At 33.1% G+C, this 12,331-nt stretch carries 10 protein-coding genes; all 10 read right to left on the bottom strand.

The annotated features are described in order from the left end of the window. Window positions 1–59: 59 nt before the first annotated feature. Entirely contained in the window at window positions 60–1,235 is a 1,176-nt protein-coding gene (locus ABWV45_RS09400) for a hypothetical protein (RefSeq protein ID WP_353350979.1), read from the bottom strand. Window positions 1,236–1,314: 79 nt separating this feature from the next. Beyond that, on the bottom strand, window positions 1,315–2,283 hold the full coding sequence (locus ABWV45_RS09395; protein WP_353350977.1) for a hypothetical protein: 969 nt from the start codon (window positions 2,281–2,283) through the stop codon (window positions 1,315–1,317). Between the two features lie 11 nt (window positions 2,284–2,294). Beyond that, window positions 2,295–4,232, bottom strand: coding sequence for a rhamnan synthesis F family protein (locus ABWV45_RS09390; RefSeq protein WP_353350975.1), 1,938 nt, complete (start codon window positions 4,230–4,232; stop codon window positions 2,295–2,297). A 3-nt stretch (window positions 4,233–4,235) separates the two neighbouring features. Continuing rightward, window positions 4,236–5,258 carry a hypothetical protein gene (locus tag ABWV45_RS09385; RefSeq protein WP_353350973.1) on the bottom strand — a complete coding sequence of 341 codons (1,023 nt, stop codon included), beginning with the start codon at window positions 5,256–5,258 and terminating at the stop codon, window positions 4,236–4,238. Between the two features lie 49 nt (window positions 5,259–5,307). Continuing rightward, window positions 5,308–6,207, bottom strand: coding sequence for a UTP--glucose-1-phosphate uridylyltransferase GalU (gene galU / locus ABWV45_RS09380; protein WP_353350971.1), 900 nt, complete (start codon window positions 6,205–6,207; stop codon window positions 5,308–5,310). Window positions 6,208–6,210: 3 nt separating this feature from the next. After that, window positions 6,211–7,239: a hypothetical protein gene (locus ABWV45_RS09375; protein WP_353350969.1), complete on the bottom strand. Its 1,029-nt coding sequence runs from the start codon at window positions 7,237–7,239 to the stop codon at window positions 6,211–6,213. Between the two features lie 8 nt (window positions 7,240–7,247). Then, complete coding sequence (locus ABWV45_RS09370; protein WP_353350967.1) at window positions 7,248–8,234, bottom strand: hypothetical protein; 987 nt, start codon at window positions 8,232–8,234, stop codon at window positions 7,248–7,250. A 27-nt stretch (window positions 8,235–8,261) separates the two neighbouring features. Beyond that, on the bottom strand, window positions 8,262–9,269 hold the full coding sequence (locus ABWV45_RS09365; protein ID WP_353350965.1) for a hypothetical protein: 1,008 nt from the start codon (window positions 9,267–9,269) through the stop codon (window positions 8,262–8,264). Next, window positions 9,262–10,503 carry a glycosyltransferase family 4 protein gene (locus tag ABWV45_RS09360; RefSeq protein ID WP_353350963.1) on the bottom strand — a complete coding sequence of 414 codons (1,242 nt, stop codon included), beginning with the start codon at window positions 10,501–10,503 and terminating at the stop codon, window positions 9,262–9,264. Before ABWV45_RS09360 ends, ABWV45_RS09365 begins: the two co-directional genes overlap by 8 nt. After that, complete coding sequence (locus ABWV45_RS09355; RefSeq protein ID WP_353350961.1) at window positions 10,504–12,330, bottom strand: glycosyltransferase family 2 protein; 1,827 nt, start codon at window positions 12,328–12,330, stop codon at window positions 10,504–10,506. Window position 12,331 lies beyond the last annotated feature (1 nt).

Here is a 12,331-nt window from a genome sequence, read left to right as displayed (position 1 = left end):
AAAAATGACATTTATTATTCGCTCTAATAAATATCTAGTAAAGAATAATCGATATCAAATTACTCAATTATGCATGCAAGTTTACGATGTAATTGCTGGATAACTGGCCCGCTCGGCCTCAATTCTAACGCTTTATCAATCACCTTATAAGCTGACTTATGGCAGCCAATTTCACTAAGCAGTATAGAAAACTCTCTTAATAAATCAGGAAGTAATAAGTCATCAGATAAAATATTTCTTAAAGTAGCATCTGATAACTGAAAGGAGTTATTACTTATACTACCTATTTCAAAGTAATATATTAAAAGATAAAAATCACTATCAATTGGACTATTTGAAAGCTGAAATAATAATTTTTTTCTAAAAAAATCATAAGTCTCTCTATTTTTTTTTATCAATTTAAATATATCATCTAAAGAGTCTATATCTCGCCCGCAAGGGGCAGATTCAGATAAACACACTTTTATTTTAAACTTATCTTGAACAAGCTGAATATAGGGAGCATAAATTCTTTCTAAATAAGCATATGTTTCACCACCTAAAGTATCAATATACGATGGATATACGACATCTATAGAGTCCGAATAATGTTGTAACACCTGATCTAGACTAGCATTAAACTTTTCATCTTTAATAGAAATTAATTTATTAAATATTCGCTTCAAATTAAGAGCTGATGGTGTATAGCTTTTATTAATTCTAGAATCGAAATCAGTAGAATTAATTCCTAGAACTTCAAAAAACTTATTTACAACATTGAATTCTTTCTTATAAAAAACCACATAGACACTATTTACTGAAAAATAATTTAACCAATTTAATAATGACTCGCCTGTAATGCGAGGTTTAAGAGGAGCATTTGAAAACGAATACTCTTCTAATTTCAACTTTAAATAATGGCGTTTCACATCTTGATTGTAAGATGAGACAAAACATTCAATAGGATGTCTATAAAAAGAAATAATATGAAAACTTATTCCTTGCAACAAAGTAAAAAAATCACTTGCAAAATCAACAAAATGCTCCGATGACAATAACAAAGTTAGATTTCTATTATTTGCGATACGTATGTTTTCCTCTATAAACTCTTTAGCTTTTAATATATTTCCAGACTTTAAAAAATCAACCAAAGACCAATGACCACCAGATATGCCATTTTTATCAGCATCATGAACAGGGTAATACAATCCAACTGAATTAAGATGCTCTCCATTATCATTAAAATATTTTTGCATAATAGATGATCCTGTTTTAGGCCCACCTATATGTAGAATTACATCTAAATTCCTAAAGTCTATCAAGTAAAAACCTCTATTAATCCATATCTACTAACATAGTATAAATACCATGAATTTCAGAAACCATTTCTAAATTTAACATCCATACTGAAGATGGCAACAATATGTTCTCTATTTCAAAATTTCCATTATTTGATACTTTAAATGCATATTCATTGTTCATTAAATCAGCCATAGCATGATCAATAAATGACCCTCCAATTTTTAATGGTATAGAATTTCCTGATAAAAACGGGAAAATTCTTTTATCCAAAATTTCTTTAAATATATATCTATTTTTGAAATACTTTAATCTCAATGCATGCCCCTTAAGCTCACCTCCTTTTGAAAGATGATGTAAACATCTCAGAACCTCGAGGTCATAAAAATTTATTCTTTTATTAATTACAGCATAACTTTCATCCAGTAAACCTTTTCTCCCTATAGCTTCCATAAAGCTCCTGAGCGTATTCTTATTAGCTACGGACTCATCATAATCAATAATCCTTACATCTCCGGATTTAAAATACTTCAAAAATAAATTTAACTTAATTGATATATTCAACTCTTCACTCATAAACGGTTTTGAAATATGACGCGATGAGAATTCAGAATAAGAAAGAGTCATACCTGACTTAACATATTCATGCCACAGAGATAACAATCTAATTGTGGGTTGCCGATAAAACACAATGATTTCAACATCATTATACTCCAAAGACTCTTCTAGTATTTTGATTCCAAGTTCATCAAGATTAAAAAAATTCTCGCTTGATAAAATCACATCTCCTGAGAAATTATTAATGTCCGATATTTCAGACTTAAAATCCGACAAAGAATTAGTTTTAATCGAATTTGCAAGACCTGTATGACCAAACATCTCAAGCATTGTACTTGGATACAATAAATTATTAGTTAGTAACTTCTCTTTTGAGTTAAAAAGTTCTCTTTGTATATAAGTACTGCCCGTTTTATGAGGGCCTATATGTAATATTAGTCTATTCATTACTTACAACTTTATAAAAAAGGGTTAACGCATTGCTTTGATAATAGCAATCCCCATCTTTTCATTTCGGAAATATTCTTAATTCCAAATGCTTCTGATGGTATTTCACAAAGAGATTGAGCCTGCCATTTATCCTTTGGTGCTAATATATGTAAGGTCCTTAGGTCAAAATCACCAGGAATTTGCGAATCGGAGACAACGTTATCCCCTATATGTACAAACTTATCTATTTTATTCTGCGACTTGAGACCTTTAGATAAATGCTCCCAAATAGAACCATTATCTTTTCTCATCTGCATATCACTAGATACATATAACTTATATGGGGCTTTCACACCGACAACACTTAATAATTTTTCTATTTGAGCTTTTGAATAGTAAGTATCAGATACTATGTATATTTCTTTACCTTGCTCAGATAGAGAATTTAAAAAACTTACCATTACTTCTTTAGGAGAAATCATTGATAAATCAATTTCAAATTCAAGATCGGATAATTTATCAACATCAGAAGCATTAATAACTTTATTATTAGCTAGCTCTACATAGACTTCATGTATGGACACATCACCTTTAAAATGTTTTTTCTTACGAACATCAAGCTCAGCGTTATTTCTAAGCTCCACAAATTCTTCGCCAGTAATGCTTAATTCAGCGCGCTCAGGTAATAAATATTTAGCGTAATCTGGTTCATAAAACTTACGCCATACCAACGTATCAAATATATCAAAAGAACAGATTTCTTGTTGTGAGCACAACATATTCATCCGATAATCCAAACCAAATTGATACTCTAAAAATATAAAACTTTCATCTATTGTGAATTCGCCAGTAGGGGGATAATAATAGAAGCTCTTAAATCCTTCATTTTCAGCAACAATTGGTAGTATACGCTCTATTACATGAAGGATCGTACCGTCTGCTGGAATTGGCTCTTCAGGAAAATCATCATAACTCCAACTCCTTTCCAAAATTGGCTTTAGGGCATCCTTTTTAGCCCAAAACATCCCTCCAGCAGGATAGGAAAAAAAATCTTTATCTTGCTTCAAGTCAAACCATTCTTTAAGCGTTTTATTACCAATTCCTTTATTTTTCAACCAGTGGCAAGTCCACTGAGGCATGTTCCAAAACGTTGTAGGATAAAATAATCCAAGTTTTTCATCTTGTTCAAAGATATTTAACATTTTACTTAATATCTGCTTATCACGTGCAAGATATTCTAGTAAATATTCGGCCCAATGAACTTGTTCACTACCTGAATACAAAGACTTTTTTGAATGCAAATGGCAAACAAAGTCGTACTCTAATAAATCCTTAGAATATTCAACTAAAAATCCACCAAAATTTCTTCCTTTGTTTGGTACATTTGTAACATTAATATTTTTTATAGCTGGGTTATTTTCAAATACAAGTTTGGCTTTTTTTTCTACCGCCTTTGAAGTTGTTGTAATAAATAGATCAAATTCAAAATCAACCCCCATAAAGGCATTATGAAATTTCTTTATAAAGTCTTCATAGAAAATATGTAAAACAACTGCGTACCTGCCTTCACGTTTATGTTTATACTCAGAAACATTAATATTATCAGATGAATTCCATAAAGGCCTTAAAGGGTATGCCTGCCTTCCTTCATAACGACCAAATCTAAGGTAGTGCAGTAATGGCGATTCGCTAACAGCGTAAACATCTGGATTATTATGAAAATAAGATACAGGGTCAAAATTCATACTAGGAGCAACATTTGAAAACTTAGATTTTCTTAGGTAATCATTAAATGCTGCTTCTGGTGTATCAAAAAATAATTTATATTGATGCTGATACCATAAAGGATCAAATAGACCTTCTGCTACAGAGTCTTCATATAATGCTGCATCTAATAATTTTGGTTGTATACTTCTTTTATTTCTATCAAAAGATTTTGATAATTTTTTCTTGATTATATTTAACATTTTTTAACCAAATACTTTTATAGGGTTTAGCACACCAAAGCCTGATATATGATCATCAACTTCCAATATATTTCTTAAACCTTCAGGTATGAATTGTGGTCTTTTAACAATAGAAGCAAAGTACTCAGGTACATATTCTTTTGTCAGCTGTAATCCTGACTCAAGTGTGTCATCCATATAGCTCCGTATACCTTCAACAACTTGATCAATAAGATAAAATTCATGCTGTGCTTTGGTTTTTGTAGAATAACCAAATCGATACCCATCATCACTTCCAAAAATATCATTAACCTGACCATGTGGTGCAGTCAATAATGACTCTAGATATAGCGACTTATCAAGTAATGGATAACCATTCCCAAATTTTTGACCACTTGAAAAATGACCGTGGAATGTACATTCAGCACTATTTTTAGCATTTACAGTAGTCACCATGTAGTGACCAATTGTTTTTTTATTAGTTATTTTCGATAATAGTTTCTGGATAGTTCCAGAAAAACCAATATCAACTACAGATTTGTTATCTGAATTAAAACCAATTGAATCTAAATATTTTAGATATAGTTTCTTTTTACTTTCAAGTTCATTTATGAATAACCTCGATACATCAAATATTGCCTTAACCGCTATATCCTGCCTGCTAGGTAAGCTAATCTCCGTGGCTAATAATTTATCACTATTCTTTAAGTCTTTTTTAACTTTATTAATTTGTGTACCACTAAAACCATAACGCCTAATAAGTAGAGACTCTAAACTACCTTTGAAATGATGTCCCAATGTTAAAGGTATTAGATTTTTATCCGTTAAGCACAACTTAAACAAGAACACTCTAGAGCAGAGTAAATATTTAGTTTCATAAGATTTACCTAATAGCCCACAATAATATTTATATAGTGATTCAAGGTGATAACCTTCTCTTGCAAGAAAGAAAAGTTCATTTCCAGTTTTTTTCTTTTCAATTTCATCAAAAAATGAAGTTATGATAGGCCCTAAAAACCGATAACCAAAACTTTGCAATTCATCCATTTGAGACTGCATATATATTCCTGTTTATTGCCCTGTTAACCAATACTGACTAGTAACTGCCAATAGATTGAATATTTAATTTACTTATTGCGTCCATTAAACATTTTGATACTTCTGGATGGCGTAATCCGTATTCTAAGTTTGCTAACATATAGCCTGTTTTGCTGCCGCAATCGTGGCTTTTGCCTTTCATTGAATAGGCTTCAACTGTTTCTGTTTCCATTAATTTGGCAATGGCATCAGTTAATTGTATTTCATCACCAGCACCTGGTTGAGTATTTTCAAGGATTGACCAAATAGATGCAGGTAATACGTATCGCCCTACAACCGCTTGATTTGATGGCGCCTCTTCTATCAAGGGCTTCTCTACCATTCCAACCATAGCAACAGATTGACCGGGATTAATCTCTACACCTGAGCAATCAACTATACCGTATTTATCAACTTGATCCTGAGCGACGCCTTCAACCATGACTTGACCCCGACTCGATTTATTAAAATTCTGTAACATTTCAGCTAAATTATCTTTTGATAAGTCTGAAGTTACATCATCAATAATTACATCAGGTAAAATCACCACAAATGGATTATTACCTACTAAAGGGCGGGCGCAGCTAATTGCATGACCTAAGCCTTTCGCTTGACCTTGACGAACATGCATAATAGTCACGTCTTTAGGGCATATTGATTGAACCTCAACTAATAATTGACGTTTAACGCGGGCCTCTAATGTCGCTTCTAACTCAAAGCTAGTATCAAAATGATTTTCAATACTATTTTTACTAGAATGAGTTACTAGTACAATTTCTTTGATTCCAGCGGAAATTGCTTCATTAACAACATACTGAATAAGAGGTTTATCAACAATAGGCAGCATTTCTTTTGGAATTGCTTTTGTTGCTGGTAACATTCGCGTGCCTAGGCCCGCTACAGGAATAATTGCTTTCATATTTTAATTGTTCAACTTAGATTCTAATTCAGTAATACGATTATTTTGTTCAACCAAAATACGCACCATGACAGCTAAAATTGATTCTACAGATGCAGAACCGCTAGTTTTATTTATTTGCTCTAAATCCCAGTATTTCTTGGAAAATGGGATATTGTAACGCTCAGATATTCTTTTATTTTCTTCTTCAAAAACATCTAATATTCCAGCATTAATATTTACATCAGATAAGCCTTTAATAGTAGCCGATTCATATTCTATTTGATTAACAGGAATATTTTGTAAAAGCTTATTAACCTCTACTGGTAACTGAGAGTTCAAACTAACGGAAGAATAAAGCTCATAAATTGACAATAGGGCTTTAGGCTGCTGAGTATTTACTCTACTTTTATTAGTTATTTGGAGTGAATCAGTAAGCTTGATATCAACAGAATTTAAAAAGTGGTCTACTACATTATCAATTTCATCATAGGCATGAACTTTGAAGTTCTGTTTACCGACCATCTTTTCCCAAGTAATTAGGTTTTTTTCATGCGAGCCCCGATTTGAGTTACTTGCAAACCACTCATCGAAATTTTTATATTTACCAGAATATGTTTTATGTTTTATATTCCATTGTTCATAAGAAGAAACAAACCACTTATCTTGACGCCTCAAATATAAAACCACTTCTAAATCAAATAGAGGTGAAATTAATGGAATAAGATTAGCGAAAAAGGATGTAGACCGATAAAGACTCTCGTTACTCCAGATGATGGTATCAATACCCTTTTTTTCATATACAGATTTAATTGTCTGTAGGCAGCCAAGGGTTAAATCAATCAGCTCATCTTCTTTGCGTCCTCTCATTTCAGTAAAAAAATGTTGTGGTAATCGACCAGACATATCCACATCACATTCAGGAACTTCTTCAAAAAATAATCCAGTATAAATGAAGGACTTTAATTTCCCGGATTTTTTTGAATCTTTAAGTTTCTTCTGAATGCTACTTGTACCTGTTTTACCAGAACCTATATGTAATACCAATTTCATACAATTACCTAACTATAAAGCCCTGCTATAACCTTCAATAAATATTCTTCTGAGCCATCAAATACACAGGTACTATTTTTAATATTATTCCATTTTATAGATTTTATTCTAATCCTATCCTTCCCGAATAACTCTTTTAACTCTTGAATATCATTTCGACAACAAATATCAATAATAGAAAGTTGCTCTACAGATAACACATCACCCTCAACGCCAATTGTATTATCACTGAATTTTTTAAGGATTTTTTTTCGGTTAGGGTTATTATGAAACTTTTCATTCAGTTTATAACCATAAACCAGTGTCATCGGGCTAAGCGACTCATTAAAGATATAGTCTGCCTCAACAACATCAATGCTTTTTTGCCCAACACTAGATAAGAAACGCGATACAACTCCATCAGATTTATATTCCGAATCAAACGTATCAACTATTAAATTTTCGATACCAAAAAATTCAGACCAATTTTTAATAATTGCCACATAGTCAAAGTAATACTTTTTATTCGGAATTGCTTGAAAGTAATCTCCAAAAGACTTCCTTCCACCTGACTTTAGCATCGTGCTATATGCAGATACTAATAATTCATTATACGCTCTAAAATTAATCACTATTTTAATATTGTGAGTAGCTAGGTTTTCCCTAAAAAAAGCACAAATTTTGCTAATGTGCTCTTGAGATAATCTAGAACTAAAATGTTCCGCGCTAATTAATATATCATTTTCAGGGTTTTCATTAATTTGTTTTATTAAATAACCCCATTCCGATTCAAAATCTAATACACCCTTACCCGCAAATTCAATACGAGCATTGTTATCAAATTTTCTAAGTAAAGACGCAACCAATGAAAAGTGTGCATTATTATGCTCTTCCGATAAAACACTAGGATAAAGAAGCCCATTATCAAGAAGCAGCGCCCTATTTTTTTTACAAAACATCTGTATAGATGTAGTGGCTGTTTTCTCTGTACCAATATGTAAATATAAAGTTTTCATTCTGACACTCAAATTACTCAAAAACACCTATAGACTTGCTTTAATTGCTTCAATAAGTACTTTGGTTAATTTCAAGTCATTAACTTCAATACCATCAGGATTCACAAACTTAGATTCCACAGGGTCGGAGAAAATAAGATCGTAATTAATATTATATTCCAAACATAGCTTACGATTACTTTCATCAAATTCGTTCAATATTTTCTTTTTAATATCTACCGATAATAAGTTCTTGATTTTTTCGTCACGTTGAAAGTTACTTGCTATAAACTCAAGAATTTGATATCGCTTCTCTAAAGTTTCAGGCTGAAAAAATTCATTAATATGACGTGCAATAGCTAACATATAAGGAGACCATGATTCATTACGATCTAAATTAGGCGTTAAAGCATTATCTAATACAGGTAGATCCAGCACAGTCGTAAAGTCCTTTATCATGCCTATATTTTTAGATACATAGTCATAAGGTCTAATATGGAATTTTGCATTAGGTAGTACGTTTTTCCACTTTTCAATTAAATAGTAAATATCGAAAAACCAATGATTTTTGAAATCGTCTATTAAGGCTTGCTTTAAAGTTTTATAACCACCTGCCTTGATATGTGTGCTGTACCAAGATTGAAAAAAGTCGTCCTGTCGTCGAAAATAATAAATAACTTCGATTTCATATCCTTCCAACTGCCCTAGTATCTCACTTAATGTTTCAAGCCCTTTATCCTTTAATCGTGAAGAAAAATGCTCGGCACTTATTAGAACAGTATGGAATTTTGACTGTTTATTAAGCCTATTAATTAACGGCATCCATTCAGACTCAATGCTAAATGCTTTGCCCTTTGGAGCAAACTCAAGTCCAAACCCATGATCAATATCATGCAAAGCAGCGATAAGTGAAAATTGAGCATGCTCACCAAAGCTTGTCTTTGGATATAGCACTCCCTGCTCTTTATAATTTTCCCTATTAACAGACATATAATTCTGAATAAAGGTTGTTGCTGTCTTTTCAGCACCTATATGTAGAATTAATCTCTTAGACATTCTCTAAAACCTTAAAGTGCTCATGTGCGCATTCTTCAATGTTTATTGGTTTAACTATGTTGTTATGTATACGACTCCATTGATCCGTGGTCACCGCTTTTTCAATCACTGAGGCTAAAGATTGATGACTGCCTCGTCTAAAATGATAACCAGTCTTACCGTCAATGATTTTTTCTGCCATTCCTCCAATATCAGCAGATATAACTGGACGTCCATGGTTATAGGCTTCTTGAATTACCATAGGGGAGTTTTCCCACCAAATAGATGGAATAATCATCCAATCACATTCAGCAAGTAAACGCGGCATTTCATGTGGTTCATAAGAACCATGCATAGTTACCACACCAGATAACTCTTCAAGTAAACCATTTACTTTTTCCTGAAAGCTTTCTTCCTGAAGGTGTAAATTTGCACCATGAATATCAAGGTGTACTTGCTCCCGGAGATCTTCAGACAATGAAGCAAAAGCTTCAAGGATTACATCGATACCTTTAAATGGATTAATTTGCCCAAAAAAGGCAAATCGCCCCCGCTTCTCCCCACTTGCTAATGGCCTTGGATCACTGTTTATAGCCTTTGGCTGACCATTTTCAATCATAGTCATTTTTTCTTCGGCTATTCCCCAAGCTTTATAACGGTCAATCAAGAAATGGCTAGGGGAAATAAAATGATCAACTAGCTCAAACATTGATTGTATGTATTGTTTGCGCATGAAAAAATCAGCACTCGATTTTTCAGGAAAGCATTGAGAGCAATCAACAGGATTCGACTCATAACACAGTTTAGTGGAGTCTTTCTTAACCATTTGACCATTATTAAAACAGATAGCCATATATTCATGTAATGTAAATATAATTTTTGCTTCGGGCAGTGTATTTTTAACAATTCGAATCATTTCTAAGCCCATGTGAGCATAGTGATGAAAATGTACGACCTCAGGGTTAAATCTTGTTAAGAGGCCAGAGAAATGTTCAGCCATATGTCGTGATTCAGCGCAGCGAAGATTAAACCAATCTCCAATACTTGTATGAAACAATACTTCTGTCTCATTATTTCTTGAGGAAAATACGGAGCCACCGTGAGATGACTCTCCAGATCTTGCAAGAAATAATGCGTCTTTTCCTTGAGCTTGATATTCTTTAAATAAATTATAAGCTGCTACTTCAGCACCACCTTTACTGTGATCCGGGTGACCATGAGATATGATTAATATTTTTTGATTTAATCCGCTCATTTAAACATCCCCTTCTGAAGCATTAATCTTTTTGATAAGTTGATCCCAACGTCTTGTATGTTGTATTCCGTTATAAATTGTTAACTTAAATTTCCAAGACCTATCTTCAAATAAATTTTGTGATTGGCGTTCCAGGTGATATAAAGAAATATCACTATCTAAGTAATTCTTATAGCCGGATTCAAGTGCTTTAAGACATAAATCGCTATCTTCAAAATCACCTAATATATAACTTTCATCAAGTCCTTCTAACTCATTATATATTAATGTTTCCATCATCATGCATGCACCAGTTATTGATGCAATGGAATGCAAACCTTTATTCTCTTTCATCGATACTGGCAAGCCCTTTCCTGGGTGCTCTATCAACCATAGATTTCCATACTGCATGACTTGCTGATACGACAAACCATCATGCTGAATAGTTTCATCTTCAAAAACCAACCGTGCACCCAAAACACCTGCATCAGGTGCAGACTTGTATGAGGCAAGCATTTTATTTAACCAACCTGTCTCCTTTGGCATGACATCCGAATTAAGGAGTAAAAGCATTTCTGAGGTTGCATGCGTTACTCCCCTATTATTAGCGCCAGCAAATCCAAGATTCATATCGTATACAACCGTTTTAAACGGGACATTAAATAATGAATATACGCCTGCACAGTAGTGATTGAATTCATTCAATAATCTAGGGTCATCCAAAACATAAATGATTTCAGCGTTTTTTAGGTCATCATCTTTAGAGAATTGCGCCATTTGGTACATTACGAAATCATAACGTCCATAAATTGGAATAATTAAACTGCAAATAGGAGACTTTGTTATTTCACCAAAAAAAGTTACTTCCTCAGTGTCTTTTAAAAATTTCTTGCCCTTCCAAACCGACTCAATTGCCTTACCTAAATAACCATTAAATTCATCTTCGTAACCAGGCCTTTTAATATCAAATGGAGCCAATAGTGACTGTATAACCCTTACAGGGTCATCCCCTTTACTTGACACTTCAAGAGGTTTAATTGCTACATTGCCTCCTGAACTCAAAAAAACCAATTGCGTAGGTTTACTAACATCATATTCGTCGAACTCAAATACACCATATAGCCCAGCTTTATAACGACTAGATATTTTTGTGTTAAATGCTTCATTAACGTCTAAACGAGGGAAAGATGTTTTATTATCCAGCAGATTTTTTGAGAGCTTATTTTGTTGCTGTAAATAAATACCAAGTAAATTACTATCGGCATCTACAAGCCATCCTTGGAAGAACACGCCATATTCGTTAATTGAGAATGCGGTATCTGTATGTATTCTTACAAAGCCGGGAAGCTGTTCTATTCCAACAGCAGCATTCACTTGCTTAGCTATTATCTCCTGTGAATATGGCTCAAGAAGGAATTTTTTTACTAAACCCAACTCTGCATCATTCATCATACTAGTCGCATTTAGTAGTGCATTAATATCTTGTGAAAAGTTAGCATCTACACTTACACCTGTTTCTTCTAACTCTAACTTATAAGATAAATCTGCCAGATTCTCTATTTCATCAGTTTCAACTGTAAATACTCTAGCTACCCCCCACTGCTGATCTAAATCATCCTCAAAATGTTTATTTACATCAGGTCGCTTATAAAAAATCGTTTCTAATTTATTGATACTAACATCGTTACCACCATGTGTGACAACAAGATTAGGCCTTTCATTACCTGTATAGCGCTCCCACCCCAACAAGCATACGACGTTATCTTTTATCGTTATAACATGATCATAAAATGCGCCTAAAACTTCATTCGAAGCTTCTACATTTCGAATTTCAGCAGAACTACTCATA

Origin of the sequence: Oceaniserpentilla sp. 4NH20-0058, from assembly GCF_040371755.1 — a bacterium.
Lineage (GTDB): Bacteria > Pseudomonadota > Gammaproteobacteria > Pseudomonadales > Oceanobacteraceae > Bermanella.
Note: the sequence above shows the minus strand (reverse complement) of the source record. Positions and strands in the feature narration are given on the sequence as shown.